30 protein-coding genes and 1 tRNA gene are annotated in these 26,017 nt (G+C 66.7%); 7 read left to right on the top strand and 24 right to left on the bottom strand.

Annotated elements, in window-relative coordinates; all coding sequences use genetic code 11:
• Positions 1-109: 109 nt before the first annotated feature.
• A tRNA-Arg gene (locus TR46_RS34635) sits at positions 110-182 on the top strand.
• A gap of 67 nt (positions 183-249) precedes the next feature.
• Here the strand turns inward: TR46_RS34635 and TR46_RS34630 are convergent.
• The 21 genes from TR46_RS34630 to TR46_RS34530 form a co-directional block, all read right to left on the bottom strand.
• Positions 250-1,473 (bottom strand): tyrosine-type recombinase/integrase, encoded by a 1,224-nt coding sequence (locus TR46_RS34630; protein ID WP_042410264.1) that lies wholly within the window; start codon positions 1,471-1,473, stop codon positions 250-252.
• Positions 1,473-1,769, bottom strand: coding sequence for a helix-turn-helix transcriptional regulator (locus TR46_RS34625; RefSeq protein WP_236655655.1), 297 nt, complete (start codon positions 1,767-1,769; stop codon positions 1,473-1,475). Before TR46_RS34625 ends, TR46_RS34630 begins: the two co-directional genes overlap by 1 nt.
• Positions 1,770-1,877: 108 nt before the next feature.
• Positions 1,878-2,960 (bottom strand): AAA family ATPase, encoded by a 1,083-nt coding sequence (locus TR46_RS34620; protein WP_152626863.1) that lies wholly within the window; start codon positions 2,958-2,960, stop codon positions 1,878-1,880.
• Entirely contained in the window at positions 2,957-3,829 is an 873-nt protein-coding gene (locus TR46_RS34615; protein ID WP_042410261.1) for a bifunctional DNA primase/polymerase, read from the bottom strand. The genes TR46_RS34620 and TR46_RS34615 overlap by 4 nt, the downstream gene beginning before the upstream one ends.
• Positions 3,830-3,930: 101 nt before the next feature.
• Entirely contained in the window at positions 3,931-4,218 is a 288-nt protein-coding gene (locus TR46_RS34610; protein ID WP_042410257.1) for a hypothetical protein, read from the bottom strand.
• 23 nt (positions 4,219-4,241) lie between these two features.
• The gene (locus tag TR46_RS34605; protein WP_052433365.1) at positions 4,242-4,598 is read right to left on the bottom strand and encodes a hypothetical protein; all 357 of its coding nucleotides are present in this window, start codon (positions 4,596-4,598) and stop codon (positions 4,242-4,244) included.
• Entirely contained in the window at positions 4,595-6,088 is a 1,494-nt protein-coding gene (locus TR46_RS34600; protein WP_236655654.1) for a DNA cytosine methyltransferase, read from the bottom strand. The genes TR46_RS34605 and TR46_RS34600 overlap by 4 nt, the downstream gene beginning before the upstream one ends.
• On the bottom strand, positions 6,085-6,564 hold the full coding sequence (locus TR46_RS45470) for a MazG-like family protein (RefSeq protein WP_063770737.1): 480 nt from the start codon (positions 6,562-6,564) through the stop codon (positions 6,085-6,087). The genes TR46_RS34600 and TR46_RS45470 overlap by 4 nt, the downstream gene beginning before the upstream one ends.
• A 2-nt stretch (positions 6,565-6,566) precedes the next feature.
• Positions 6,567-7,220: a GGDEF domain-containing protein gene (locus TR46_RS34590; RefSeq protein WP_063770736.1), complete on the bottom strand. Its 654-nt coding sequence runs from the start codon at positions 7,218-7,220 to the stop codon at positions 6,567-6,569.
• 99 nt (positions 7,221-7,319) lie between these two features.
• Entirely contained in the window at positions 7,320-7,811 is a 492-nt protein-coding gene (locus TR46_RS34585) for a single-stranded DNA-binding protein (RefSeq protein ID WP_201776473.1), read from the bottom strand.
• A gap of 154 nt (positions 7,812-7,965) precedes the next feature.
• Complete coding sequence (locus tag TR46_RS34580) at positions 7,966-8,382, bottom strand: hypothetical protein (RefSeq protein ID WP_042410254.1); 417 nt, start codon at positions 8,380-8,382, stop codon at positions 7,966-7,968.
• 31 nt (positions 8,383-8,413) lie between these two features.
• Positions 8,414-8,605, bottom strand: a complete 192-nt coding sequence (locus TR46_RS34575; RefSeq protein WP_042410252.1) for a hypothetical protein — start codon at positions 8,603-8,605, stop codon at positions 8,414-8,416.
• Between the two features lie 17 nt (positions 8,606-8,622).
• Positions 8,623-8,865 (bottom strand): hypothetical protein, encoded by a 243-nt coding sequence (locus TR46_RS34570; RefSeq protein ID WP_042410249.1) that lies wholly within the window; start codon positions 8,863-8,865, stop codon positions 8,623-8,625.
• 149 nt (positions 8,866-9,014) lie between these two features.
• Positions 9,015-11,276 carry a cell division protein FtsK gene (locus TR46_RS34565; RefSeq protein WP_236655653.1) on the bottom strand — a complete coding sequence of 754 codons (2,262 nt, stop codon included), beginning with the start codon at positions 11,274-11,276 and terminating at the stop codon, positions 9,015-9,017.
• A gap of 101 nt (positions 11,277-11,377) precedes the next feature.
• Positions 11,378-11,635 carry a hypothetical protein gene (locus TR46_RS34560; RefSeq protein WP_042410246.1) on the bottom strand — a complete coding sequence of 86 codons (258 nt, stop codon included), beginning with the start codon at positions 11,633-11,635 and terminating at the stop codon, positions 11,378-11,380.
• A 37-nt stretch (positions 11,636-11,672) separates the two neighbouring features.
• Positions 11,673-12,005, bottom strand: a complete 333-nt coding sequence (locus tag TR46_RS34555; RefSeq protein ID WP_042410244.1) for a hypothetical protein — start codon at positions 12,003-12,005, stop codon at positions 11,673-11,675.
• 20 nt (positions 12,006-12,025) lie between these two features.
• A complete protein-coding gene (locus TR46_RS34550) occupies positions 12,026-12,949 on the bottom strand; it encodes a DUF2637 domain-containing protein (protein ID WP_152626862.1) in 924 nt (307 codons plus the stop codon).
• Positions 12,946-13,587, bottom strand: a complete 642-nt coding sequence (locus TR46_RS34545) for a hypothetical protein (protein WP_152626861.1) — start codon at positions 13,585-13,587, stop codon at positions 12,946-12,948. The genes TR46_RS34550 and TR46_RS34545 overlap by 4 nt, the downstream gene beginning before the upstream one ends.
• Positions 13,584-13,835 (bottom strand): hypothetical protein, encoded by a 252-nt coding sequence (locus tag TR46_RS34540; RefSeq protein WP_042410236.1) that lies wholly within the window; start codon positions 13,833-13,835, stop codon positions 13,584-13,586. The genes TR46_RS34545 and TR46_RS34540 overlap by 4 nt, the downstream gene beginning before the upstream one ends.
• Before the next feature lie 45 nt (positions 13,836-13,880).
• Positions 13,881-14,324, bottom strand: coding sequence for a WhiB family transcriptional regulator (locus TR46_RS38605; RefSeq protein ID WP_052433364.1), 444 nt, complete (start codon positions 14,322-14,324; stop codon positions 13,881-13,883).
• A complete protein-coding gene (locus TR46_RS34530) occupies positions 14,324-14,599 on the bottom strand; it encodes a hypothetical protein (protein ID WP_042410234.1) in 276 nt (91 codons plus the stop codon). Before TR46_RS34530 ends, TR46_RS38605 begins: the two co-directional genes overlap by 1 nt.
• Positions 14,600-14,997: 398 nt before the next feature.
• Here TR46_RS34530 and TR46_RS34525 point away from each other — a divergent pair, with 398 nt between their 5' ends.
• Complete coding sequence (locus TR46_RS34525) at positions 14,998-15,384, top strand: GntR family transcriptional regulator (RefSeq protein ID WP_042410233.1); 387 nt, start codon at positions 14,998-15,000, stop codon at positions 15,382-15,384.
• Positions 15,385-15,600: 216 nt separating this feature from the next.
• Here TR46_RS34525 and TR46_RS40375 read toward each other — a convergent pair whose 3' ends face one another.
• Entirely contained in the window at positions 15,601-16,182 is a 582-nt protein-coding gene (locus tag TR46_RS40375; protein ID WP_174505187.1) for a flavoprotein, read from the bottom strand.
• Positions 16,164-17,402: a helix-turn-helix domain-containing protein gene (locus TR46_RS34520; protein ID WP_042410230.1), complete on the bottom strand. Its 1,239-nt coding sequence runs from the start codon at positions 17,400-17,402 to the stop codon at positions 16,164-16,166. Before TR46_RS34520 ends, TR46_RS40375 begins: the two co-directional genes overlap by 19 nt.
• Before the next feature lie 818 nt (positions 17,403-18,220).
• On the opposite strand from TR46_RS34520, the gene TR46_RS38980 reads away from it, so the two are divergent.
• The gene (locus TR46_RS38980) at positions 18,221-20,833 is read left to right on the top strand and encodes a tyrosine-protein kinase family protein (RefSeq protein ID WP_042410228.1); all 2,613 of its coding nucleotides are present in this window, start codon (positions 18,221-18,223) and stop codon (positions 20,831-20,833) included.
• A 234-nt stretch (positions 20,834-21,067) separates the two neighbouring features.
• Here the strand turns inward: TR46_RS38980 and TR46_RS41810 are convergent, their stop codons facing one another.
• Complete coding sequence (locus tag TR46_RS41810) at positions 21,068-21,367, bottom strand: hypothetical protein (protein WP_152626859.1); 300 nt, start codon at positions 21,365-21,367, stop codon at positions 21,068-21,070.
• Between the two features lie 62 nt (positions 21,368-21,429).
• Between TR46_RS41810 and TR46_RS45465 the strand changes: the two genes are divergently transcribed.
• The 4 genes from TR46_RS45465 (at position 21,430) to TR46_RS41795 (ending at position 25,333) form a co-directional block, all read left to right on the top strand.
• Positions 21,430-22,323 (top strand): endonuclease domain-containing protein, encoded by an 894-nt coding sequence (locus TR46_RS45465; protein ID WP_369406027.1) that lies wholly within the window; start codon positions 21,430-21,432, stop codon positions 22,321-22,323.
• A 286-nt stretch (positions 22,324-22,609) separates the two neighbouring features.
• A complete protein-coding gene (locus tag TR46_RS41805; protein WP_152626858.1) occupies positions 22,610-23,146 on the top strand; it encodes a hypothetical protein in 537 nt (178 codons plus the stop codon).
• Complete coding sequence (locus tag TR46_RS41800; RefSeq protein ID WP_152626857.1) at positions 23,143-23,793, top strand: hypothetical protein; 651 nt, start codon at positions 23,143-23,145, stop codon at positions 23,791-23,793. Before TR46_RS41805 ends, TR46_RS41800 begins: the two co-directional genes overlap by 4 nt.
• Positions 23,794-25,102: 1,309 nt before the next feature.
• Positions 25,103-25,333, top strand: a complete 231-nt coding sequence (locus tag TR46_RS41795) for a hypothetical protein (protein ID WP_152626856.1) — start codon at positions 25,103-25,105, stop codon at positions 25,331-25,333.
• Positions 25,334-26,017 lie beyond the last annotated feature (684 nt).

Here is a 26,017-nt window from a genome sequence, read left to right as displayed (position 1 = left end):
CCCCAGGTCAGGCCCCCCAGTAACTCGATTTCACCCGGGGCCGGGCCTCGTGTAATGTAGTTCTCGCAAGGCAGCGGGGCGGACAGAAAACGCCCAGAAGCCAAGCAAGGCGCTCATAGCTCAACGGATAGAGCACTTGACTACGGATCAAGAGGTTGCAGGTTCGAATCCTGCTGAGCGCACAGTACGAAGGCCCTCCGGCCCGGAGCTTGACTCCAGGTCAGAGGGCCTTCTCGTTGTGGGGGTGAGTCAGACCGTGATCGGCCCCTTCAGGCCGTGGGGACCATTTGGGGACCGAGAGGCCAGAATGTGGGCGCTGAGCGACTGCCCGGCGTCCGATACGGAACGCAGGCTGGGGTGTAGGTAACGCTGCGTCGTGGTGATCTCGGCGTGTCCGGCGATCTGCTGCAAGACGTGGATCGGGACGCCCGCGTCCGCCATCCACGTCAGCCCGGTGTGGCGGAGGTCATGGCGCCGCAGCTGCTCGTAGCCGAGCTTGGCAACCACCTCATCCCAGTGCGTGGCGTGCCGGAGGACCGCAGTCGAGATCGGGCCGCCCCGCGGCCCGGTGAACAGCCGCGCCATCGGCTTACCGTCGCCGATGACCTCCAGCCGTTCCCGCACCATGTCCCGAATGTCCTCGATGATCGGGACCTTCCGGCGGCGCTTGCCCTTCGTCCCCTTGTTGATGAGCCCGTTGGGACCCGGCGTGGTCTGGCGGCACAGGTCCCACGTCCAGGTCTCGGTGTCGATGTCCTTGACGCGGACACCGGAGACCTCCCCGATCCTGGTAGCGGTGCAGGCCGCGAAGCGGACCACCTTGCCCCAGCCGGCGAAGTGGTCGTACGACCGGTCCACCAGAGCGTTGGCCAGGGCCTCCAGGGCGTCCCAGTCCGGCAGGGCGAGGGACCGGGGGTCGTCCAATTCGTCCTCAGCGAGTTTGAACTCACTCTTCCACCCCGTGACGCGGCAGGGGTTCAGGTCCACCAACCCGTCACGCACCGCCTGGTCCATGACCCGGACCATGATGGCGATGCTGTTGGCGATCGTTGACTTCCCGCACTCATCTGCGATCCAACCGTGCACCGCACGATCCGCAGCGCCGTTGGTGATCAGACGGACGGGAATGTGACCGAGCGAGGGCACGACGCGCAGCTTCCACCCCGCCATGTACGGATCGAGCGTCTTGATCTCCAGTCCGCGCACGGCGAGCGACATCACCGACTCCCCGTACTCCGCCAGGGTCATGGTGGCCGTGGTCGGGTCCACCCCGCCGCGGGCAGCGCGGCGCATGGCCTTGAACCAGTCCTCGGCCTTCTCCTCATCCGCGAAGGACTCGGACTTGGTCTTGCGCTCCCCACTGACCGGGTCCACCCAGCGGACCCGGGCCCGGTAGGGCCTGGGGCGTCCTGGACGGATCTCAGTGTCCTCGGACAGCTTCACCCCCATGGGAGGCAGTATCGGGCTCGCCATCAGCTGGTCTCCTCAGGAGTCACGCGCCTGGACCGCAGCCAGCGCTCTACGTCCGGCACGCTGTATTCCGTCACTCGGGGCGACAGCTGGACGAACGGCGGTCCCTGCAACGGTGTCGTCGTCCGCCAGCGGCGCAAGGTGGAGGCGTCCACCCCGATCAGGTCGGCGACCTGCTCGGTGGTGTACCAGCCGCTGTGCAGCAGGTCATGTGCGTCCGACCGGCGTCGACCGGCGACGCGGCGATCGGGGAAGGACACGGCCGACAGGGACGGTCGGTTGATCGAAGGCGTTGCCATCGGGTTTGTCTCCCTCTCAGGGACAGCGGATCGGTACCTGTCCCCGGCTGTCCCCCAACGTCTGCGCTGGTGAAGGGCGGTTGGGGGACAGGGGGACAGGGGGGACAGTTAGGGGGTGTCCCCCCTGTCCGGGGGTGGCGGGGGGACGGTGTAGGCGCCGCCAGTGCGGGCGGTGAGTTGGCCGTCCTTGGCCATGCGGGCGCAGGTGCGTTTAGTCAGGCCGTAGTCCAGGCCGGTGGCCTCAGCGGTGGCCTTGGGTGTGGCGCCGGGGTGGGTTCGGACGTGGCGCAGGATGGTCGCGCGGGTGTCCGGGGCGGTGTGCTCCGAGACGGGTCCGGCGAGCAGCCGCCAGTGCCCGGTCTCGGATTCGAAGGCCAGGGCGTGTTCGGCTTCGTCCACGTCGCGGCCGGTGATGTACAGGACGCCGTCGGCGGTGCCGCGTGCGCGTTTGAGGACGATGGTGGTGTCGGCGGCGCCGGCCAGGCCGTTGGTGCCGGAGACTTCGGCGAGGAAATCGTCGGAGCCCATCTTGCGGACGTGGTGGACCAGGACGATGGCCACGCCGAAGTGGTCGGCGAGTTGTTTGACGCGGGTGACCGCGGCGTAGTCGGCGTCATAGGCGGAAGCGCCGGGAGCGGCCTGGCCACGGACTTTGGCGAAGACGTCGATGACGACCATGCGGGCGTCGGGGTGCTCGGTCAGCCAGGCAGCGATGCAGTGGACGCCGCCCTGAGGCAGCGGCGGACAGTTGGTCTCCAGCTCCAGCGCGGCCGGGGCCCGGCGTCCGGTCAGCAGTTTCTCCATGCGGTCCTGGAGCCGGCGCGGGGTGTCCTCCAGCGCCAGGTAGAGCACGGGTCCGGGCCTGGTGGGGATGCTGCCGAAGGCGCGTGTGCCGGCGGCTACGGTCAGTCCCAGGTCCAGGGACATCCACGACTTGCCGACCTTGGGCGGTCCGGTGAGCAGGGTCACGCCCTCGCACAGGATCCCGGGGACGGCCCATCGGGGTTCAGGGAAGACGGTGTTCATGAGCTGGTCGGCGGTCCACAGCGACCGGAACCCGACCGCAGGACTGTCCGGGTCGACGGGGGCGACGATGCGCAGGGGCGACACCACGGGGCTGGCGTCGTCCGGTTCGGGTGGTGGGATCTCGGGCCAGGGGTCGGGGGGTTCGGGGTGCGGCGGGGTGGTCATGCGGGGTGTCCCAGTCCGGCGGCCAGGCCGTTGGTGACGGCGCGCTGTGCGTAGGGGCGGGGGACGCCGACGGCGGTTGCGGCGTCGGTGAGTTGGTCGGCGAGGGTGGCCAGGTCGCAGGGGCCGGGGCAGTGGGTGTGCTGGGCGGCGAGGAAGCGGGCGACGCCGTAGGTCTGGGATGCGGCACCGGACTGGGTGCAGGCGCGGATCTTGGCCAGGCCGCGTTCCAGTCCGGTGCTCAGGTAGCGCTCGGTGTGGCGGCAGCCGCTGTCCTCGGTCCGGCTCCATGCTGCTGGAGTTGAAGAGGCCACCGCGCCCTGTCGGGGGCTGGGGGTGGTCTCTTCGTCCCGGGCCAGGTCGCGCACCTGTGCAGGCAGTGGGGCGAGGGTTCCGGTGCCGGGTCCGAGCCAGCGGGCGTAGGCGCCATGGGATTTGATGTCCACCTCGGAGCGGACGTTGTTGGCGGAGCGGGTGACGCCCTGGTAGATCCAGTGCTGGCCGCGCGGGGTGGTCACGGTGCGGGTCGGCGGCAGGACGGCTCGTGCCCAGTTGACGGCTCGGAGGGAGTCCAGGTCCAGGACGGTCAGTCCGGCTCCGGCGGGGTGGTAGGCCACGGCGGCGGCCTCGCGCCAGGCCGGGGCCCATGCGGGGCTGGTCAGCACGGCGAGGTCGGTGGTGGCGGCGGCCCAGCCGTGGCAGGGGGCGGGGCAGGTGCACGGCCCGGGGGCTTTCATGTGGGGGCGTCCGCCGCAGGCGCTTCCGGCGCAGGCCGGGCAGTTGCCGACGGGGAGTTTGCCGGCTCGCAGCGGGATCACCGGCAGGCCGAAGGTGCGGGCCAGGCGCAGGGCGGTGACGAGCGGATTGGGCATGGGGTGCTCCGTTCGTGCGGTGGTTCCGGTTGGTACGGCCGGGCGGGCGGAGTCGGGGTCTCGCCCGCCCGGCCGTGCACAGAGGTGGTGCCGAGGAACCCTCAGGCGGCCGTCTCGGGGGTGTCGGGGCCGGTGTCGAAGCTGAGCTGTCCGGGGACCTCGAATACGGGCTCGGGGGGCAGCAGGGCGGTCACGGCGTCGCGGTGGGCGTGGTCGGCCAGGGGGCAGATGGCGAACTGGTCGGCGGTGACGATCCACCCCGCCCACAGCGCCATCAGGCGGAGGTCGGCGAAGTCGGCGAACCACCACGGCAGGTCGTTGGGGTCGGTCAGCTCCAGGCCGCACACGTCGCAGTGCAGGGTGTGCGCGGGGAAGGTGTTCAGGCTCATCGGCTTGTGCTCCTTCCCGGGCGTCAGAGCGCGAACAGGGCGTCGGTGTCGGGTGGTGGCGGGGTGGTGGCGCGTTGCTGCTTGGCGGCGCGGCTGCGGGCGCCGTCGTGACAGGCCGGGCACCACGCCGCAAGCGCCGACGCGGACAGGGTGACCAGGCGGTGCACGGGCTGGGTCATGGCGGCGGGATCGGCGGGTGCGGCGAGCAGGAGGATGCGTCCGCCGTGGACAGCGGCCAGGGCTCCGTGTTCGCGGTCGCAGCGCTTGCCGGTCTTGGTGTGGGAGCGTCCGCACTGGCCGGTGCACTGGCAGGTGTAGGCGGCGGTGTTCATGACGGCTTCCCACAGGGGGAGTTCGCCGACGGGTCCGGGGATGCTCACAGCACCTCCAGGAGTTTGCTGGCGATCCACTGGGCGACGTTGCACGGGACGGCGTTTCCGGCTTGGGCGGTCTGTTCGCCGACGTTGCCCTTGACGATGTAGTCGTCGGTGAAGCGCTGGGCGCGCAGGTGCTCGCGCGGGGACAGCATCCGGAACCGGCACTCCTCCAGCTCCAGCGCCGCCAGGTCCGCACCGGCCCCCGCGAGGGCGGCGCTCTCGTGGGTGGCGATGGTGTGCAGCGGGTCGGCGGTGGTTGTCGGCTTGCCCCTGCGGTAGGGGATCACCAGGCCGTGATGGTTGCCGCCGGCGGTGATGGTGGCCAGGGGGTCGGCGATCGCACGCGTGGTGGAGCCGCCGCCGCGGTGCTCGGTGATGAACGCCCCGGGTACCAGCACGCCCTCGCTCTCGCGGGTGGTGCGGGTGCGCATCGGCACCGTCACCGGACTGGCCGTGTCGTTCCAGCTCCCCCCGGTCGGAACCAGCAGCGGCGGCACCGCCACCCCGTCGCCGATCCGCAGTGTGCGGGTGGGCAGCGGTGCGCTGGTGGCGGGGAAAGCGCGGCCGTCGCCGCCCCGGTCGTCGTGGTTGACGGTGACCACGGTCGGGGTGCGGTAGCGGTCCAGCCCCAGCCGGATCTTCTTGACCGTGTTGGCGGCCAGGGGGCGCATGCCTAGGGTGGGGCGGTCGCCGATGCGGATGCCGGGGTCGGTCCAGTCGATGACGGCGGCGGCCGGGCTGACGTAGGGCTCGATCACCTGGTGGCGGCAGGCGCTGTTGGGGCAGCGGTAGTCGTACTGCTGCCGGTACTTGCCGATCTTCCGCCCGTTGCGCCACGCCTGCACGGCGTCCACGTCCACCTGGCAGGTGGGGCACCAGGCGCGTGGCGACAGCCGCAGGTCCGGAGCGGTGAGGGCGAGTTTGGTGAAGACGATGAAGATCCGGTCCCGCCACTGGCTGGCGGGGTGGTTGTCGGGGTCGCCGACGTGGGCGGCGTTGGCGGACACGATCTGGTGGCGGTAGCCCAACTGCTCGAAGCCGGTCAGCCACCAGGGGAACAGCGGCCAGGCGGTGGCGAAGCGCACCACGTTCTCGCACACGATCGCCCGGTAGTCGTGCACCTCGGCCGCGCGCAGGATGTCGTACGCGGTCGCCCGGGTGCGCTCCCACGCGGCGTGGGCGATGGGGCCCTGCTCCAGCAGGTCCAACTGACCCGGGGTGGGGGGTGCCTTGGGGCGGGCGACGCCGTCGGCGGGGCTGCCCTCGTAGCAGATCGGCGACCCCACCAGGACGTCCGTGCGCGGGAGTTTGCGCATGTCGTAGTGGTCCAGGTCCACGCACAGGTGCTCCGCGTCGGGGAAGTTCGCCGCGTGGGTCTCGATCGCCCGGTCCCAGTGGTTCGCGCCCACGGCCACGTGGAACCCGGCGTTGGCGAAGCCCTTGGAGTCCCCACCGGCCCCGCACAACAGGTGACCCGAGGTCGGGGCGCTCACGACGCGCCCCCGCTGCGGCGGGCGCGGGAGGCGGCAAGGATCTGGTCAACCACGGCGGCGGTGCTGGTGGCCGGGTTGTCGGGGTCGGGGTGGAGCGGGCACGGGCCCTCGCCGATGGCGTCGCAGCTGCACCAGGGCAGGGCGGCGGCACGGTCGGCAATGGCGTGCACCTTGGCGGTGAAGCGCTGCGCGGGCCGGTCGGTGAAGGAGTGCAACGCGACCATGGCGGACACGATCACGTCGCACAGTTCGTCGGCGACGTCGGCCGCGGTGTGGGTGGTGCCCTTGCGGGGGTTCTGACCGGTGGCGCCGATGTAGGCGGCAGCAGCCTCCCCGGCTTCCTCGGTGACCTTCAGCAGCCGCAGCGCGGTCTCCTGCTGGCCGCTGCCGTTGTGGACGTCCAGCCACGCCACCAGTGCGCTGATGGTCTGCCACGGGTCCGGTGCTCCGGTGCTGTTCAGGGGTTCGGCGGGCATGGTCAGACTCCTTCGGCGACGGCGTCGCGGGTGCGGCGGTGGCGGTGCGGGGCGTCGGGGTGCAGGTGCTCGGGTCCGGCCAGGACCCAGCCGCCGTGGTGGTCGGTGTAGCCCTTGGCGTGGTACATCGCCGCGTCGGCCGCGCGCAGGGCGGCGGGCAGCGAGGGCAGCGGCAGGTCGGCGGTGCGCACGGCGCCGACCGAGGCGGAGCAGTCCAGGGCGATGCCCTGCCAGGCAGGGGCGGTCAGGGCGGCGGTGAGGGCGTCCAAGCGGGCGGGGATGCGCTCGGGGCTCTGGACGATGGCGAGGGTGAACTCGTCTCCGCCGAAGCGTCCGACGACCCCGCGCGGACCGGCCCAGGCGGTGAGGTAGGCGGCGGTCCGGGTCAGCACGGCGTCCCCGGCCTGGTGCCCGTGCTGGTCGTTGACGTGCTTGAAGCGGTCCAGGTCGATGAAGACCAGCAGGCCGTTGCGGTGCGCCAGGGTGCGGGTGGCGGCGGCGGTGAACCCGTCGCGGGTGAGCAGACCGGTCAGGGGGTCGCGGCGCGCGCGGTTCAGGCGCGCGGTCAGTACGCCGGTGTGCACGGCCCAGCCCGCCAGGGGCAGGGCGGCGGCGTACACCGGAAGGTGCTGCGCGGGCAGCAGGATGCGGGGCAATCTGGATTCCTCCAGCCGATTCGAGTGGTCGGGACTGGGGTCCGCGACGGCCGGTCATCCCGGCAAGGCAGCCGGCCGCCGCGGGACCAACAGGAGCTGCTAGAACGGCGGTTCGTCGCTGAACCCCGTACCGGCCACGGCCGGGGCCGGTGCCTTGGCAGGGGTGCTGGTGTTCCACGGGTCGTCCTGCGGGGCACCGCCGAAGCCGTTGCCAGTGCCGTTTCGCTGGGCTTTGGTGACCTTGGCGGTGGCCCAACGCAGGGACGGGCCGATCTCGTCGACCTCGACCTGGAGCATGGAGCGGTTCTCGCCCTGCTCGTTCTTCCAGTTGTGCTGGCGCAGCCGCCCGGCCAGCACGACGCGGGTGCCCTTGGTCAGGGAGTCGGCGGCGTGCTCAGCCAGTTCGCGCCAGGCGGTGCAGCGCAGGAACATCCCGGTGCCGTCGGTCCACTGGTTGGTGGTCTTGTCGTAGGTGCGGGGGGTGGAGGCGACGGTGAAGCGGGCCATGGCGACCCCGGCGGGGGTGAAGCGGATCTCGGGGTCCTCGGTCAGGTTCCCGACGATCGTGATGGTGGTTTCTCCGACGGACACGGTGTCCTCCCAGGACATCAAGGGGTGGAACAGGTCAGGTGCCGTGGTACGAGGGCGAGAGCGGCGGGTGAGGGTCTGCCGGTCCCCGCACCACCCGCCACCCCGGGTGGGGTGGTGGTTCGGGTGGCACGGCCGAAGGGGCAGGCCGGTCGGGTCAGCGGTTGCGGTTGGAGATGCGGATGTTGACGGCGCCGCTTCGGCTGCTGCCGCCACCGGAGTGGATCAGGACGTAGACCAGGACGAGGACTGCGGCCAGGGCGGCGAGGGCGGTGGTGGCAGCGGCCAGGGCCTGGAGAAAGAACCCGATGCCGACCCCGGCCGCTCCCAGGCCGATGCCGCCGGCCAGCAGCCGCCCCGCCACCGGGTCCCGGCCGATGCTGTAGCCGCCGGGCTGCGCGCCGGGGCTGGCGGTGGACAGCGGGCTGGGCTGGTAGACCACGGGCTGAACCGGGGCGGGCTGGTAGCGGACCAGGGGTCCGGCGGTGGTGGGGACGGTGGTGGCGTAGTGGGGGTGGCCGTCGGCGTCGTACAGGACGGTGATCGGGGTGTTCGGGTCGGGGACGGGGTTCACAGCAGGACTCCTGACGGCTGGTCAGTGCGGGTCAGTGGATGTGGGACAGGGCGGTGAACACGGAGCTGACGGCGCTGGACAGCAGGGGTGCGACACCGGTGCGGGCGAGGTAGAAGCCGAACAGCAGGGCAACCAGCGCGGCCCCGGCGCTGAGGGTTTTGGCGCGCAGCAGGAAGGCCAGGGCGGCGCCGAAGAGGAGGACTGCGGACAGGTTGACGGCCATGGCGGGGGTCTCCCGGGTTAGTTGGTGCCGTCGCGGTGCAGGGCAGCGGCGAGGTTGTAGAGGTGGCGTCCGATGCGGATGCGGTAACCGGTGGCCTTGCAGCGGCGGCAGTCCTTGCCGCGCCGGGGGCGGCCTTTGCGGTCGGTGGTGGTGGCGAAGCCGAAGCCGTGGCACTTGCGGCAGCGGCCGAACGGCGATCCGGCACACAGAGCGGCGTAACACAGCGTGACTATGAGCAGGCAGGCGATAGCAGCGAGCACGGGGGTCTCCCAGGGGCTCGAACGGGGCTTTCCGGGGGTTTTCGCAGGTGGGATGCTAGGTACTAGATCCCTGATCAAGACCGTTTTGGGGTGCTAGGAGGGGTGCTAGACCTAGCAGCGGCGGCTGCTAGGTCTAGCACCGGTGACGCTCAGCCCCCGGACTCGCTTCGCTTACGCTCCGTGTGCGCGGTGGTGATGTCGGCGCGGGCGATGCCGCGGCGGGTGGTGCCCTTGCCGCCGCCGGTCGGGGTGCCCCACACGTCCTGGACGGTGATGCCGAAGGGCTTGAGGTTGGCGGTCACCGTCTCGCCCTTCCACCCGCCGTAGACCTCGGGGCGCAGGTCGGCCAGGCGCACGGCGACCTTCTCGTTCCAGACCTTCTCCTCATCCACCGGCACCACAGACAGGATGTCGGCGAGCAGGTCATGGGTGGGTCCGGCGTCGGTCTTGGGAGCCAGGCCCAGGGCGTGGCCGGTGATGTTGCCGTACTGCTCGCGGGTGGTGCGGGCGCGGACCACGACGGTGTCGCAGGCCACGGCGTCCAGGAAGGCGGAGCAGACGATGCGCGGGTCGTCGCCCTCGCCGACCATCCAGGCGATGCCGCGGTCGGAGCGGGAGAACATGGTGGCCCGGTAGCCGGCCTTGTACATCGAGGTGCCCAGCACCATGTCGTTGGCGGGCTGGCCCATGACCTTCAGGCAGAACCGCAGGACGGCGTTGGCGCTGATGCCGGTGGGCAGGGACTTGGCGTCCGGGCGCTGGGTGCCGAACATCCCGATGATGCCCAGCGCCGGGCCGCGCTTTGTGATGTCCTCGCAGATCAGCTCGATCTCCCCGCCGAACTCGGGGTGCTCGAACGCCTTCTGGCACTCGTCCAGCGCGACCATGATCGGGTGCAGCCCCAGGGCCCTGTCGTTGGCGAGCTGGTTGGTGACCTTGTTCTCGGGGCAGATCGCGCGCGGCAGGGTCTTGATGACCTTGGCGCGGCGCGTCAGCTCGGCCTTGAGTTCCAGCAGGGAGTCGCGGACGTACTTGATGTCCTCGTCCTCCTCGCCGGAGCGGTAGCGGTGGCAGACCGGCTCCAAGGGGCCGAAGTCGCCGGTGCCCTTGAACTCGAACGCGTACAGCTCCGCCCGGGGGTCCAGGGCGCCGATCAGCAGCAGCAGCCGCATCAGGAACGTCTTGCCCATGCGCGGGATCGAGCCGACGACCACGGAGGCGAACATCAGGGTGACGCTGATGGGGGCCATGCGCTGGTCGTTGCCGAACACCACCGGCTCGAACAGGTTGACCTGGCCGGCCTTCAGCAGCGGCCATGCGGGCTTCTTGGTCTCGTTCATCGGCCGGTCGCCCACCCACAGCACCAAAGCGCCCTCATGCGAGTCGGGGTTGGGGGCGGGCCATACGCAGCCCAGCTTGCGCCGCAGACCCGAGGCGAGGGCCTTGCGGGACTCCATCACGTCGTCAGGAGTCACTCCGTAGGGAAGGTCCAGCTCAGCGCGGTAACCGGGGCCGTCGCGGGTGATCTCGGACGTGAACTTGATCCCCTCCCCGCCCTTGGCCAGGGCCTTGTTGATCGCGGCGTTGCCGATCGAACCCAGCGCCCGCAGCACGATCGAGGTGGTCAGCTTCTCCAACTCGGTGCGCACCACCGCAGGTCCGATCACCGGCTTGTCCGGACGCTGACCGGCCCACCCCAGCGCCAGGACGGTGGCGCCAGCGAGGGCGAGCAGGTAGCCGGGGGCCAGCACGTACATGGACAGGGCCAGGACCAGGCCGAACACCGTCGCGGTCAGCCAGACCAGAGTGCGCCAGCGCACATGTCGGTCCCGGGCCCGGGTCAGCATCATGTACTCGCCCGCATCCTCCGACTTCACGGCGGCGGCGCGCAGCGGGGCCATGTCCCGGTCCCACACCCAGTCACCGGTCGCCTTCAGGAACCGCACCGCACCCACCGGGGCCGTGCCCGCCAGCCGTATGCCGTAGTACGGGGTGCGGATCGAGTGGAACGCCGCGGTGTAACCCCATCGGGACGCGGTGTGCTGCGCGGTGGCCACAAACGCGGGCTTGCTGCGCAGCCACTCCGGGACGATCGGGTTCCGGCGCTCCAGGGTGATCCCGGGCTTGGGCAGGTCCGGCGGGTCCGCCGGCCGCGCAGGCGCCGCAGCGCCGTCGCCCTCGCCCTCTTCGTCGTCCTGGTCCTGGTCGGGCGCGGTGCGGTAGACCGAACTGCCCTCGGGCGACCCAGTGCTGTCGAGTGCGTCGATCAGCCACGGAGTCTCGCCGCCGCGGCCGGTACGGGCCTTGGCCAGGTCCAGCACCTCCCCGCCGTCGAGGCCTGTGAGGTCGGCCTCCAGGCGCGCGAATAGCTCGCGTTCACCGTCGCCGCCGTTGTCTATCGGCTGGTTCACTTGGGGTTCCTTCTCTCAAGGCTCCTGCGGGATGTTGCGAGGGATGGGGGTGCCGGGGCACGGCGTTTGCTAGCAGGCGGTGACGTGCCCCGGCGGCAGAGCTAGGCGGCCATCGGGTCGGGGCCGGTCTCGGGGTCCAGGTGGGCGATGGCGTGCTGTTCGGCGGCGGCCAGGAACTCGCCGGTGGCGGCATGCAGGGCGCGGGCGAACGGCAGCGCTCCAGCGGGCGTGTCGGTGAGCGGCAGCATGATGTGGATCGTCACGTCGCCGCAGTTCACGGCCAGGTATGGGCCGTTGCTGTCGGCCAGGACGCTGATGACGCCGAACTCGGAGGGGTGCAGGTTGATGCTGGTGTACACGGCGGGCTTCCCTTCGGTGCAGTGATCACGAAGTGGGTCAGGCGGCGGACAGAACCGGGACGTCGACGGGGAGCGGCAGGTAGCCGACCAGCGAGAGGGTGACCGTGCCGGCCGTGCCGTCGATCTGGACCGTGCAGAAGTCGGAGTGCGTTCGAAACCTCGCGTCGGCCGGGTCCAGGGCGAGGGCTTCGCGCCACCACTCGAACCCGTCGGGGTTGTTGTGGATGTGGATGTCCAGTCGGACGCCGTCGTGGTCAGGGTTGACATCGACGTTCGCCGCCGGGAGCCCGGTGACGTTGCTGGCCAGGGCGAGCAGTGCCGTCCTGGCGGCGACCTGGCTGTACAGCCGCTCGTTGGTGTCGCTGTACACGGTGGTTGCTCCTTCGCGGGTCAGTGGGCGGTGGCGGCGGGCGCCTCGCCCTGCGGCAGGTTCTGCGTGCCGGTGTCGGGGTCGCCGACCACGTGCAGGCCGGGGCGGTGGTCGGCGCGTTCGCGCTGGAGCTGGTCGCGCAGGGACCGGCCCTTGGCCGAAGAGGTGTGCAGGGCCTTGCGGATCTGCTCGCCCGACAGGCGGTCGTCCGGCCAGTCGGCGGTCACCCGTCGGGCTTCGGCGAGCAGTTCGGCGGGGGTGCGGGTCGGGGTGCGGGTGCGGGCGGCGTCGGGCACCGTGCCGGTGGCCGGTCGGGGCCGCCGCACCGGCTCCGGTGCGGGGGCAGTCGGGTCGGGTACGGTCGCCTGCCCGGGGTCGGTCTCGGTGTCCGAGTCGGGTGCGAGCGGTGCCGGGGTGGAGTCGGCGGAGGGCAGGTAGACCGATTCCTGGGCTTCGGCCGGTGCGGGTGCGGGCAGGTCAGGTATCGACTGGTCTGGCACTGTTGATCCGCTTTCAGTCTGGTTCGGCTGGTGGTGGAGCACTTTGGCGACCAGGTCGGAGCCGAAGTAGATCGAGCCGACCGGCAGAGAGGTGGCCAGCAGCATCAGGGCCCAGTTCGCCGGTGCCCAGTCGGCCAGGCGGACCCGGTCGCCCGACTGGATCGCGGCCACCAGGCCGTGGTCGTAGTTCAGGACCAGGGACGCGGTGACGTAGGCGGCCAGCACTCGCAGCGCGAAGCTTCGGGCCTGGCCGGTCAGGACCAGGGTGGCGACCAGGGCCAGGGCCATCAGTCCGTCCACCACGATCGGGTACAGCACGGCGGCGGTGTGGTCGGCGCCGATCGCGCGGGCCACATCGCGCAGCGCGTTCCAGGAGACCCGGAACGCCATCGCGGTCACGGCCACCAGGCCGACGACCAGCAGGATCTTCGGGAGCAGCTTCACAGCTCCTCTCCTTCCTCGGGTTCGGGCAGGGCGGGCGGGTTGGGGAACAGGGTCAGGGCGGCGACCTGGTCACCGGTCAGCAGCCCGTCCGGGGCCGCGTACATCGCGGTGGCGACCGTGTTGATCTGCTGCCACAGCAGGCCGATCGCGTGGTCGGCGGCGTCCTCGACCTCGGGCCAGGTCATCGCGTGCCCCGGCTCTCCGGTCTGGCGCAGCGGGAAGTTGGAGTGCGCCAGGTCCGCGAACGCGACCTGGCGGTCATCGCTGGTGCCCCCCAGTGCCGCGGCAGGGGGAAGGCCCTGCCCGGCCAGGTATCGCACCTCAGCGCGCAGGCCGGCCGCGGCCATTACGGCGTAGCGCAGACACGGAACCGAGCAGTTGCCCCAGCGGGTCCGACCGGTCATGTTCCACTGGTCGCCGTCCTCCTGCTCCAGGACGCCGGTGTACTCCAGGCTCATCCCGTAGGCCAGGCCGACCACGGCGTGCGCGGCCTCGTGCACCGCGATATCCATCCGGGACTGCTGCCGGATCAGCTCTGTCTTCCGCATCGGCTTGGGACGGCCGTCGTTGAAGTTCCACCAGTCGGCGAAGTCCACACAGAGCGGCTCGCACTGGTCGGTCGGGGTGGGCGTAGTCATCGCCGCCCCAGGCGGGACTTGGTGGGCTGGTCGGTGTCGAAGGTGGCGTAGGTGCCGGGGGCGGCGGCAGGCTGGTGCATCACGGTGTCCACGGCGGCGAACAGGGCGCCGGTCGCGGCAGCGGCGACGGCCAGGTTCGGGTGACCGTGCTCCAGCGCCGTATGTGAGGCGGCCGATGCGGCGGTGGCGACCTTCTTGGCGTTCATCGGGTCCTCGGTGGTGCGCATGATCCGGTCGTACAGGCCCATGGCCGGGCCTCCTCTCGCACAAGAGGGACAGGGAAAGGTGCGCGGTTAGGCCGCTTGAGCAGCGCGGCGGGCGCGCTGGTTGGCCACCGTGGCGGCGCTGTGGGCGGTGACGCAGTAGCGGCAGGGACGTTCGCCCCAGCGCAGGTGCCGCTTGTACCCGGCCGGGGTGCCGCAGCCGTTGGTGCGACCGGTCAGCGCGTCGCGCTCCATCGCGGTCAGCCCGCCGTAGATGCCTTCCGGCTCTGCGCGGGTGATGGCCAGGTTCAGGCAGGGCATCCGCACCGGACAGGCGCCACAGATCCGCTTGGCGGTCAGCTCGCCGTCGGTGTCGCCGGAGTCGGGGAAGAACACGTCCGGGTTCACCAGACGGCACAGCGCACCGGCCAGGTTGGTCTCTGGCGGGACTTCCAAGGTCAACGCCGTGCCGCCGAACGGCGTTGACGGCGACGCGGAACGGCCCATGACGGGCGTGTAGTAGCGGACGGTCATCACGCCGCCCTCCGCCCTGCCGCGCTGCGCGAACGGCTGGCGGGTGGGGCGAGGGCATTGAGCAGGCCGGATGCCGCGTCGGCGGCCAGGGCGTTCAGGCGGTCCAGGATCTCGGGGTCGTCGGCGATGATGTCGCGGGCCGCGGCGATGCGCGCCGCGCGCTCCTGGTCGTTCTCGCCCGGTTCCCCCAGCCACAGTTCGGGCACGGTGCCCAGCGCCAGTTCGAGGAAGTCCCCGGTAGTAGAGGCCCGGTACGGGCCGATGTAGTCCCTCACAGCGGATCACTCCAGATCACGCGAAGCAGTAGGAAACAAGCAGCAGAGGGGGCGGCGGCCGTCCGCCGGCATGCCGGGGACGGTCCGCCACCAGCGCGGCCAAGGGCCGTGCCGTGCACGCCTTTTCAATGGAGGCGCAGGCCGTATGGGACCGGGACCAAGGGCCCGATCCGCTGCCGGTCGACCCTGGTAGGGGCCGGTGGCGGACAGCATTCTCAAAGAGCAACCGCTTCCTTCGCACTCCCTGGTGTAGGAGCCTCGGGGCGTCTCTGACGTGCAGTGATCTTGATTGACCTATGTCAATCTGCTCACATGGAGGAAGTTACCTATGTCAATCGGCACTGTCAACCGCTTGGGCGAAGAAGCTGCAAATGACCTAGAAGGGCTACGCTCTGCACATGGAGTTGAGCCCAGAAACGCCGCGCCCGACCTACAAGGACATCGCCGCGAAGATCCGTGACGACATTGCCCAGGGCAAGCTCAGGCCGGGCGACCAACTGCCCACGGGACGCGACCTCGCCCACCAGCACGGCGTGACTCTGATGACCGCACAGAATGCCTATCGCCAGCTGCGCGATGAGGGTGTCATCGTGTCCCAGCAGGGACGCGGCACCTTCGTTCGCGATCCGGCGAACCCGCTGGGCCAGGAGGAGGGTGGCAGTCCGGCTTTCGCCGCACTGTCCCATGAGCTCAGCGCGATTCATCAGACGCTCCAAGAGCTGAGCACTCGCTTGGAGCGGTTGGAGCAACTGGCTGATGACGGAGGGGCGAACCCTCCCCAGTGAGCCGGTCGGCACGCTGAACCAACTGCTCAGCTTCACCACGCAGCTGCCGGAGGCTGGCCAGGACCAGTGCGTATTCGACTGGAGTAAGGCCGTCCTTGGCGCCGCAGTGGTCAATGGTCTCCGTCATGCCTACCAGCATCGAAGTACCAACGACGAAGGACCCGGACAATCTGTCCGGGTCCTTCGTCGTTGCAGGTCAGGGCAGTTGACGAATAGTCATGAAGCTGTGTCGTCCGCGATTGCTGCTAGCACCTCAGCCCACGGAAGGTCCCGCCCGGGTGCAGCTTCTCGGGGTTCATAGAGAGGCCAGACGTCCGCCCCGTAGACCAGTCGAACCTTCGCTTCACGCAAGGCCGAGAGGTGCCCGTTCCAAGCAGGGTGGCGAGCATGAGCAGCGTTGACGCGAGGAAAGACCACAACCGGGACTCCGAGAGTGCCGAGCGCTTCGCCGATCTGCGTCAGGGCTTGATTGTCGGAAATCCCAAGAGCCAGCTTGGCGACGGTATTCGCACTCGCTGGTGCAAGGATGTAGCAGTCGGCCGGCGGATGCGGCCGTGCCTCCGTCGGAAGCCGTGGTTCATCACGCACAGACAGCCCGGTGACAGTCTCCAGCCGTTGGAACTCACCGTTTTCCCGCAGCCAGCGTCCTGCGGTCGGGGTCAGGGTCACCGCCACCTGCCAGCCGAGAGCAAGCGCTGGCTCCACCAGTCCAGTGCGGAGGCTCTCCAATCCCCCGGCTGCCGAACCGACCACTCCGAGCACTCCGCGTGTCTGCGTACTCACTGCACCGCCTTGCATCGTTGGGCCATGATGAACAGCTCCGACGACCGGGCACCTCCCGTCACTGGAGCATGCTTGATCAGGTCACGCAGCGTTTCCCGTACCCGGGGATTGTTCCGCACCAACTGCGGTGCAGTCCGTTCCGCCCTCGCCAACTCCGTGAACGCGTCGTCACCACGGCCGACAAGGGACAGTGCCCGCGCATGGTCGATCCGGTGAGATACCCCGCGCTCCGGTGCCATGTGGTCCACGTTCACTTCTCCGTGCGCCACCACGTACGACACGTTGTCGAGATCCAGCTCAGCAGAGAGCCGGTGGAGGATCACATTCGTCGGTCCGAAGCTGGTCTGCCAGTAGTTCTCGTCCGACCCCAGGTCGTCGGCGAGAGCTTCGGCACGATCCAGCAGGCTTGTCGCCGTACCCCGATCCTGACGCCGCGCTGCTGCAATGGCAGCCCGTAGGTGCACCATGCCCAGCAGGCTCAACGCAGCGGGATTCGATTCCTCGACCCGGACGGAGAGCCAGGCCGCGGTCATGTCACCCAACTCCATGGCGTCGTCGTATCGGCCGTTGGCCAGCAGGGCGTGGGTACCAGACCGGGCCGCGGACGCGAGCACGAGCGGGTCACCAGATTCGTCAGCCGCCCTCATGGCTCGCTCGGCAGCGAGCCATGAGATGTCCGACTCTCCGATCTTTGCCAGCGTCGTCGCCGCGAGGTGGTGTGTGCGGGCGGAGACAGCCCAGCAGTCCTGGCGTTCAGCGTCACCCGACCGGGCTGCCCGGTCTTCCAGTTCCTGAGCAGTCTGGAGCAGCCCAGGCAGTGCGGCGATGACCGTGCCAAGCCGTCCGGACTGGTAGTCGCCCCAGCGCTGCTCCACCATCGTCGCCACCGGGGCCGGGGTGGGGAGTTGCGCTTCGATGTTGGGCCCGAAGAGCAGCCGCGAGAGCCTACGCGGGCTCATAAGGGCATCCCGAACGGCGGGGACGTCGTCCTGCTCCTTCTCGTCCTCCAGGAGAACGGGTTGGCCTACGAGGTCACCGAGGGGCACCCGCAGAGTGCGCGCGAGTTCCGCGAGCATGTCGATCCTTGGCGGCTGACGACGCCCAGACTCCGCCTTGGCCAGCCAGTCCGTGCTCCGACCTACCAGGCCGGCCAGCACTTCCTGTGTGTAGCCGCGACGCTTGCGGTAGAACGCGATCCGCTCGCCAATGCTCATGTGGTCGCTCAAGCCGCGCATTAGTCTTGCCTCCAGCTTCGTAGGGGCGTATCACACGGTACCGAGGACTCAGGTGGCCAGGACGGTGAAGTTGCGCTCTCGACCGTGGTCCACCCAGGTTTGTGGATAGAACCGAGCAGGACCCGGACGAAGTGTCCGGGTCCTGCTCCGTCCGACTTGCCACTACTCAGCGCAAGGGTTCAGATCGTCGCAGTAAGGGGTCGCTTCGCGAGTGATGACCGGACCTCGGAATCCGGGCCCCTACGACGTGGCAACCCTCATCTTTGGTCCTTGCGACAAAGCATGATGGTAGGTCGTTTCGTCGGGAGTCACATGCTAGCCAGGCGGAGATTCGATCAAGCCGACACCCGAAGCGGTGAGTATGAATCTCACCCTGAGCACAAGCTAGGACGGCTAGACTGCCTAGATCACGCTAGGGGGCATTGACTTGCTGGAACTGGAAGATGCGGCACGCGCTCGACAACGGGAGGCGAAGCTACTGCAGGACCACGGGCACTTGTGCGGCGCGGTATATCTAGTTGGTTATGTCATCGAGTGTAAGCTGAAGACCTTACTGCAAAAGAGTGGCGAAGTTATCCGAAATCTGGGTCCGAGGGGCATAATTTGCGAGGTCTTTGGAATGCAGCTGGACTGCGTAGCCAAGACCTGGCTGGCCATAAGCGCGCCTTTCTGGACACGTGGACCACTAGTCTTAGATATAGCGCTGAGCTCCCCAATGATTGCTCACCGGAAGACCTTCTTGAAGGCGCTCGCGATCTTGCGGCAATGGTAACAACTAGAATCCGACATGCACGACCCGGGAATAGAGGAGGGCGACGATGAACGGCGGTAATGAACAGTCGGAGGGAATTCGCCGTAAGATCGTTGAAAACCTTGAGGCTGCCGGAATTCCCGATGCACGAATCTATGTTGCTCCGGACGGATTTGGGAGTTATGTAGTCCGAGTTGTGCATGAAGAACTCGACTATCTGCCCGAAGCAATGCGCCGGGAGCTTCTTCTCGATGGGATCGCGGATCAGATTTCTAGCGCGGAGCTGATCTCTCCGGGCGAGGAAGGGTGGTACGGGCAGCCATTCAATGAAAGCGTTGACCAGCTACCCCTATGGCCAGAGGTTCTTTCTAGCCCAGACGCTAGAGATAGGTTGACCTTCGCGACGGATCTCGATCAAGATATCTCTCTGCCCGCCATCATTACCTTCTACTCATTGAAAGGTGGCGTTGGGAGGACCACGGCGCTTGCCTCAGCTGCAAGAATTCTGGCGGAGCGCGGTCGGAGAATCCTCTGCGTCGACATGGATCTAGAGGCCCCTGGTCTATCGTCTGTCTTGGGGTCCCCGGAACCGGGTGAAGACCAAGGCGTTTTGCCGCTTCTGCTCTCGCTTGAGCGAGGTGAAGATGTTGAAATCCGGGACCACGTTCAGCGCGTAAGCGAGGGGCAGGAGCTTTATTGCATGCCAGCGGGTCGACTTGGCAGCGATTACGCGGAGCGACTGCGATTGCTTGACCCTGAGATTTGGTATCGTGAAGCCCAGAATCCTCTGCATCAACTTCTTGATCTGGCGAAATCCTCCTCGCTTTCCCCTGAGTTGATCCTTCTGGACTCTCGGACTGGCATCTCCCCGGTAGCCGCACCATTGCTGTTCGACGTTTCCGATTTGGCAGTAATCTGCTTCTACCCGCATCCTCAGGCGCAGAGGGGTACCGAACTTCTGGTGAAGTCCCTCTTGTCGGCCAAATCGAGACGGTCCACAGCCGGCTTGCCGCTGACGCCCGAACCTAGGTTTCTTGTGTCTCCCGTCCCTCCTGGCCCCTCGGCAGAGTCTGTGCGGAACCGAGCTGTTGGCTGGGTCGATGAGTGGATTAGTACTGCGCAGAGCCGTCGGGCTGAAGGCTACGATGTGCTTCGGGCAGACGAGATCACCCATACAATCGGATATTCACCTGAAACCGCGTTTCGCGACAAGGTGCCCGCTCATTCAGAAGGCCAGGGCGCATATCAGCCTGTCGCTGATTGGATGGAGCTGCTACTGCCTCAGGCTTCAATGCTGACGCAGTCCGGTCGACTGAATAAGAGAGCAGTTCTGGAGCAGCTTGATTTCTCAACGGGAACTGCAGAAAATCAAGAAAGCCTACTGTCCGACTTTGTCCACACGCGCGTGGCGCAACAGGCAATGGATGCAAAGTTCCCACTTGTGGTTGGCAGGAAGGGAACCGGGAAAACAGCAGTGTTCCGCTGGCTAATGGAGAAGCACGCGGAAGGTGAAAATCCAGTACCAGTTTTCTCTCCCCAAGCCTTCAGAGGGCAGCTCAAATGGAGTCTCGGCAATGCTGCATTGGCGAGCGTTGAGGAGTCGTTCGGAGAAAGGCCAGTTTGGGCGATTTTCTGGCCTTGCTATAGCGCCCTTGCGGCCTATTTTGCACTTCCCGAGGAGCAGCGCGCCGCGCCTCCGGAGCGATTTGGCATTTCGATCGAGATGCTGGAGTCCGTATATGATGAACTGTCAACCCTCGACCTGATCCTACATATGATTAGGCAGCCGATGGCAGCTATCTTGGCAGCTCGCTGGCTTCGCGACCTAAACGAGAGCGCTAAGCGCAAGCACTTGCTCCTGTTTGACGGGCTCGACACGGGCTTTGGCAATGATGCGGAGAGCAGAAGGCGGCGGACGCGAGCTGTTTCCGGCTTGATGACATTCGTGATGGAGATGGAAGGAAACATCCCATCTCTGCCTTTCAAGGTCATGCTGCGATTCGATATTTGGCAGGATCTGCGATTCGAGAATAAGAGCCACCTCTATGGGCGGTCTGTGCAGCTAATGTGGCGCGATCAAAATGACTACTTCAAGACAGTTTTGAAGCAGGCGGCTAGGAGCGAGGCCTATCGCCAAATGTTGACGGAAGTACGTATGGCGCCCAACGTTGACGAATGGGGGGATGAGGAAGTACGGCGAGCCTGGAATATTCTCGTCGGCGAGCGAATGAAAGGTGGGAAAACCGCCTTTACCCGCAATTGGGTTTGGAATCGCCTTGCAGACAGTCAGGGCGATCACGGCCCGAGGTCGCTATCTCAGCTCTTTAATGAATCCGTTCAGTGGGAGAAGCGGGAAGAAGCGCGCAGCAGTTACGACCGGAGCATTATGCGTCCGAGGGCACTTGTGCCTAGCTTGGACAAGATCAGCGAATGGGCATTGCAGGCGCTGCAGGAGGAGTTCCCTGAACTTGATAGCCTTGTGGAAGCCCTGCGGACATTGCGCCGCACGCCAATCGACACTGAGGAAATCACAGATGTCTCTGCGCTAAGCCGAATTGACTTGGCGATGGAGGTTGGCCTATTGGCAATCCATGAAGGAACTCAAGACGATGTAAGAAGATATCGCGTACCGGACCTATATCGCCTTGCGCTTGGCCTCTCCCGACGGGGACAAGCGTAGCGGTAGGAGTTCAATGCTCTACCTGCTGTGCGACCGAACTCAGTCTCGCCCATTGCTGATCTTGGCTAGCCTGCAGGCTGCGCGTTCACGTGTGGGGACAGGGGGGACACGGGCGTGTCCCCCCTGTCCCCCTGTCCCTGTATACCTGTTGACCTGCATGGTTCTTGGGGACAGCGGGGACAGGGACATGTGCCCCCTGTGTCCCCTTGTCCCCGAACAGCCGGTGGCCTCCGGTCATGAGGGGTTGCCGGTGTCGAGCGGTCGGATCAGTCGGTCGTCGTAGGTGTACCAGGCAACGTGCCCGCCGGCCTCGACCTGGCATTTCCAGATCGGGCGTCCGCCCTGGGGCCAGCTCCAGGCCCAGACCACCGCTTCCTCCCAAGTGCCGTCTCGCATCGCCACCAGCACGTCGCGGCGACGGGTCGAGCAGAGGTCACCGGCGCCTGGTGGTTCGGCCCACGTGAGCAGAAGGGGCCAGGTCGGTGGCACTGGCTGGTGCAGCGTGCGATCAGGAGCCGGAAAGGTATCGAACATAGGTTCGAGTGTATCTGGAATACACCCCTCCGTGCCGCCGACAGCCACGCTGGGCATCTAAGATGCACGGCCTCTGCTCTCAGTGCCGCCACCACCCCGGCACCTGCCGCCCAGTTAACGATGGCCGCTGGAGGGTGACGTACACAGGCGTCCTTCTCGGCTGCCGTTCCAACTGGCATCGTGGAGGGATGGCAGACGGCTTACCCGTTCGAATAGTCGCGGCCAGCGTGGTCGTCCAACCAGGGGTAGGTCCCGTACCGGAGGTGTGGCTGCCCCTCAATGGTCAGGTCATTGCCAAGTTTCCACCTCAGACTGGGATTCGCGGGTGGCTGCACGAGACTGTGTCCATTCGGTCCCCTCGGCTCGAAGACGGCCGGTGGCACCTCCCGCGGAACTGCCTGGTGCGCTTGATCGCAGCGGCGATCGACCGGTACGGATACGTGGTGGTTTGGCGTGATATGTCGAAGCTGTCCCGATGCACCACGGCGTGCTTGGAGGCGCTAGGGGCCGACTGCGACTGTTCGTGCCTGGGGGCGCATCATGGCCAGTCAGCAGAAAACTGGTTCGAGGTTGTTGGAGACGCAGTCGTAGCCGACCGCAGTGAGTTCATCCGCACTGGTGTCGTATACGGCCCGAGGGGCAGCGACCAGGATGCCGTCATCTACAACGGCGAGCTGACGAGAACGAAGTATCGAGTCGAGCGCGCTGGCCGACGGGGCTGGCCGGCGGCCACCCAGTTCATGTGCGCTAGCTGCATGAGCGTACGGGCCAGCGTGTGGGATCACTGCCATGCTCACGGGTTCGTACGTGCACCGCTGTGCAACCGCTGCAACACGCGCACCTGGAGCGGATGGGACCCGCGGCGTGGACGCGCATCCACTACCAGGAACCTCGATCAGAGTTACTTTCGCTGGTGTCCCGAGCATGCAGACCCCTGGAGGTCATGCAGCCCCTAGGCATCCTGAGGGAGCAATTCTGGAGACCCCGCACGCAGCCAGCTGGCATCAACAAGCCAAATTACCTCCCCGCGAGCGCTCTGCTGTGAGTGGCCGTCAGGCCAAGTGAGCGATCTTCCTCGGAGGATCGAGCCGCAGGTTCCTCAAAGCGGCTGCGTTCGGCAGCGGCGTGCGGGAAGATGCATCGAGAAAACCCCTGTGGTCGGGCACCGCGGCCGCTGGAGGTTTAGCAGCGGATAGGAGGGCGGCATTGCCTGAAGCAAATGAGACGCCGTTTCCTGCGCGCATGCAGGACACCATTCCTAAGGATCAAGGCACTGTCGACCTTGAATCTCACGAGGACGGTCGCCACGTAGGCGACGCAGTCGTCCTTATGGGTGACAATATCAATGATGAGAAACTTGCTAAAGCGGCATCACGCAAGCCCGCAATTTTATTGAGATTGGCAATGTGGGGACTTTTTGGAGTCGTCTTTTCTTGGATGCCTCTTGGAATTGACATGCTTAAGGATCTCATTAAACTTGACGGGGTTGAGTACAAGAGCATCATTGGTAATGGCGAGCTGTTCGTCATCTCAGCCGTAATCGCCACCGGGGCAGTGGGAGAGGTGGCCGCTGCAGACTTTCCGGCAAAGGGGAAAATTTTCAGAATAGTCTGTGGGGCCATCTGTGGGCTTTCATGCTTGGCAAACTCTGCCGCTTATGCAATTTTTAGCCCAGAATCACCAACGCCAAATGGAGACATTGCGACGATTTCTCTAGTATCGTTTGCATTTGCAACAATAACGAGTGCTTTTTGCATAGGACTGGCGGCTGGCAGATGAACGATAACGCTGCCACAATTGCCTTGATTACCGGAGCATTCACCGCCACTTCTGCGGCTGCCGCTTGGGCATTTGACCGCGCAAGGAATTCGCTGCCCCGGGCTCGCACATCCAAGGGTAAGGATGCAAGAAGGGAAGGGCCGTCTAGTCGTGCAGAAATACGTCGCGTTCTCGATGCAGTTGCAGATACTTCGAATGCGGTGATTCAGCTTGGATCAACCGTCGTCGTAAAACAGGATGGGGTAACTACTATTGCCAATCTGTCCCAAAATCAGCAATCATATTTCGATGCACAATCGAGAAGATTGAACTCCCCCGCGGAAGCGTTGATCCTACTCGCACATCTCCCAAAAGTGGAGCAGGACGAGAGTGCGGCATCAACTAGCTCGGGGCTGCATTGGTTTTCAGCGGCCCTGATCATCGTGTTGACTTTCATGGCGTCAACTGTACTAGCATTTCTCGTCGTTCGTAAATTTCTAGTTGACGCGGCGGATCAGTGGGCGGTAGCGAGTGCATTCTCCGTCTCCGTCAGCGGAGCAGCGGCACTATTCCTGTCCTCGGCTGCCGGCAGGCATGCTTCTAATAGGCCAGTTGATTCCGCAGAAGAGTCAGACGGCCCGCCCCGGAATTCAACAGAGATAGACTAGATTGGATGCGCTGGTGATGGCATTCATACTGTCCGCCGGATTTTGATAACTCGCCCGGTCTGAGGCAAGGCCTGCGTCCCGCGCATCGACACCCGTCACATCAATAGGTGACGAGCACAGCGCGAACAAGTCCTGGCCGACTACGAACGCCTGTAGCCCCCGGCACCCCGACACTCTGCAAGTGCAGGCGGACACCGAACTCGCGCTCGGACCGACCACCTCGACACCCGGACCATCCGTGGTCCGCAGAGGCGGTCCACCACGGTCTGGCCAGCTGTAAGAAGCGCGTGGATCGCTCCGATCGTAGATCCCAGCCACTCGAAGGCGTGCGTGGTGGGGGCAACTCCGTCGGCCAGGCCAGATGGTGATGAGTTTCGCTACTTGATTTCAAGGCGCCCGGCGCGCTCGCGCCTCGCTCTGTCCTCGCACCCTGCGGCGCGGCACACCGGACGCGCGTCCGCTGGAAGGGCATGATCGCGACCCATCGACGGCAGACGGGATGGGAGCAGGCGGGGCTCGTGGTAGAAGGGGGACTATCCTCCCGCTGTGGACAAGCACGAGACGTACCCGAGCGGTTGGACGGCCACAGGCCGAGACGTGCCGCCGATAGGTGGCGTCATCCCGAGCGGCCCACGCCACGCGTGCCGTCCGGCCTCGACTCACAGCCTCTGCGGCAAACCTCTCGCAATGGTGATCACTGTCCAGTTCTACGACGACGGTTTCGCATGCCCGGCGTGCTTGGAACTGTCAGGGTTGCAACACCTGCGGGAGCGGTAGCTCACCACGCCTTGGCGGGGACGAGGCTAGATCCTGAGTCCTGTTGATCCATCCCGCTTTGCCCCACCTGGCCCGGCTCGAACCCGGCTGGCCCCCTCCACAACGGACCGGCACTTAGGGGTCGTCGTGCCGATCGACGCAGGTCACCAACAGCTTAGCTGCGGCAGTGTCAGGCGTTCAGGGAACATGGACTGCATGGACAAGACCGAGAGGTGGGCCCTCTCTGAGGGCACCGTAGTTGCCCACATGCACTACGGACTCGGGGTCAGGGTGGCTACCGGCGAGACAGGGCAGAGGGATAGGAAGCACCGGTGCGGGGACGAAAGTGTGTCCCCGCTGTCCCCCTGTCCCCGTATGTGTGTTGACCTGCGCAGTTCTTAGGGGACAGCGGGGACAACCCCGCCGTCCAAGCCGGACCAACGTCAGGATTCTCTTGGCTTGGGTAGGTTCGCACCAATCTGGCGATCACGGTTTCGTCGCCCATGATCCCCCGTGGGTCCACCACAACCTATGAACAGCTACGTTGTCCTCCATGACACCCGCGCAACGTCAGCGAACCATCCGCCGAGCGGCCCGAATCACCTCGATCCTGCTCGTCATCGACGTGATCAGCATCGCCGCCCACCGTCCGTGGCCGGTTGTCGTCGGGTCAAGCCTCGTTGCAATCACCGTGCGGCTCGCCATTGGCGCCTGGCTGGACCGCCGCCCGCAAGCGGAGCAGGGATCTGCCGCTTCTGGTCGCAGACCAGGACGACACACGTGATCGCGGCCGTGCCCATCCAGCCTGCCGAAAGGGCCCAGCCAGTACGGTCGAGCAGGCCAGCACTGACCATCGAACGGTCTCAATTGTGGTCTCATTCACCCGCGTCCAGCTCAGGTTGTGGGTGTCCATCAGACGCCTCTGAGCTGCCACAAGTACCCGCTTGAACGCCCCTGGATCAAGGTCCCCGCCACTCGAAAGCGTGTGGGGCAACTCCGTTGGCCAGGCCAGATGGTGATGAGTTTCGCTACTTGATTCAAGGCACCCGCGGTCGCTGACGCTCCCGCGGGCGCGCCGCTCGCCCCGCTCGCGCCCGCGCTCCTGTCTTCGCCCCGCGCTGGCGCGGCTGGGCGGCTGCGCGCCCGCTGGATAGGCCCAAGGGCACGCAGCAGAGAGCCGCACCGGCCAGCAGTCAGGCTAGGGAAACGATGCCTCCGGCGGGGGCGCTCCGACTCCTGGATGGCCACGGTCCAGCCGGCGGGCAACGGTCATTGATGGCTGATCGAGGGAACTGCCGTCCCGTCTGCCGTCGTCCAAGGCAAGCCCGCTCCACCAAGGTGTGGGACGACGGCAGACGGGACGGCAGCAGGCAGGATTGTGGTTCCTGCGGAGCGACAAGGTCCCACCGAGGGGTGCGCGTTGGAAGAGAGACCTGGGTGCAGCAGTCCACTATGGGGCTGTCTCCCG

Origin of the sequence: Streptacidiphilus carbonis, assembly GCF_000787775.1 — a bacterium.
GTDB lineage: Bacteria > Actinomycetota > Actinomycetes > Streptomycetales > Streptomycetaceae > Streptacidiphilus > Streptacidiphilus carbonis.
This window is presented reverse-complemented; position numbering and strand designations above follow the sequence as displayed.

Coding starts and splice junctions, on each gene's coding strand:
- TR46_RS38605 (WP_052433364.1), bottom strand. CDS start 14,324: ATGACCGTCCGCTACTACACGCCCGTCATGGGCCGTTCCGCGTCGCCG.
- TR46_RS34625 (WP_236655655.1), bottom strand. CDS start 1,769: ATGGCAACGCCTTCGATCAACCGACCGTCCCTGTCGGCCGTGTCCTTC.
- TR46_RS34525 (WP_042410233.1), top strand. CDS start 14,998: ATGGAGTTGAGCCCAGAAACGCCGCGCCCGACCTACAAGGACATCGCC.
- TR46_RS34575 (WP_042410252.1), bottom strand. CDS start 8,605: ATGGCCGTCAACCTGTCCGCAGTCCTCCTCTTCGGCGCCGCCCTGGCC.
- TR46_RS34615 (WP_042410261.1), bottom strand. CDS start 3,829: ATGCCCAATCCGCTCGTCACCGCCCTGCGCCTGGCCCGCACCTTCGGC.
- TR46_RS41805 (WP_152626858.1), top strand. CDS start 22,610: ATGCAGGACACCATTCCTAAGGATCAAGGCACTGTCGACCTTGAATCT.
- TR46_RS45470 (WP_063770737.1), bottom strand. CDS start 6,564: ATGCCCGCCGAACCCCTGAACAGCACCGGAGCACCGGACCCGTGGCAG.
- TR46_RS34610 (WP_042410257.1), bottom strand. CDS start 4,218: ATGAGCCTGAACACCTTCCCCGCGCACACCCTGCACTGCGACGTGTGC.
- TR46_RS41800 (WP_152626857.1), top strand. CDS start 23,143: ATGAACGATAACGCTGCCACAATTGCCTTGATTACCGGAGCATTCACC.
- TR46_RS45465 (WP_369406027.1), top strand. CDS start 21,430: ATGCACGGCCTCTGCTCTCAGTGCCGCCACCACCCCGGCACCTGCCGC.
- TR46_RS38980 (WP_042410228.1), top strand. CDS start 18,221: ATGAACGGCGGTAATGAACAGTCGGAGGGAATTCGCCGTAAGATCGTT.
- TR46_RS41810 (WP_152626859.1), bottom strand. CDS start 21,367: ATGTTCGATACCTTTCCGGCTCCTGATCGCACGCTGCACCAGCCAGTG.
- TR46_RS41795 (WP_152626856.1), top strand. CDS start 25,103: ATGACACCCGCGCAACGTCAGCGAACCATCCGCCGAGCGGCCCGAATC.
- TR46_RS34520 (WP_042410230.1), bottom strand. CDS start 17,402: ATGCGCGGCTTGAGCGACCACATGAGCATTGGCGAGCGGATCGCGTTC.
- TR46_RS34540 (WP_042410236.1), bottom strand. CDS start 13,835: ATGGGCCTGTACGACCGGATCATGCGCACCACCGAGGACCCGATGAAC.
- TR46_RS34620 (WP_152626863.1), bottom strand. CDS start 2,960: ATGACCACCCCGCCGCACCCCGAACCCCCCGACCCCTGGCCCGAGATC.
- TR46_RS34630 (WP_042410264.1), bottom strand. CDS start 1,473: ATGGCGAGCCCGATACTGCCTCCCATGGGGGTGAAGCTGTCCGAGGAC.
- TR46_RS40375 (WP_174505187.1), bottom strand. CDS start 16,182: ATGCAAGGCGGTGCAGTGAGTACGCAGACACGCGGAGTGCTCGGAGTG.
- TR46_RS34545 (WP_152626861.1), bottom strand. CDS start 13,587: ATGACTACGCCCACCCCGACCGACCAGTGCGAGCCGCTCTGTGTGGAC.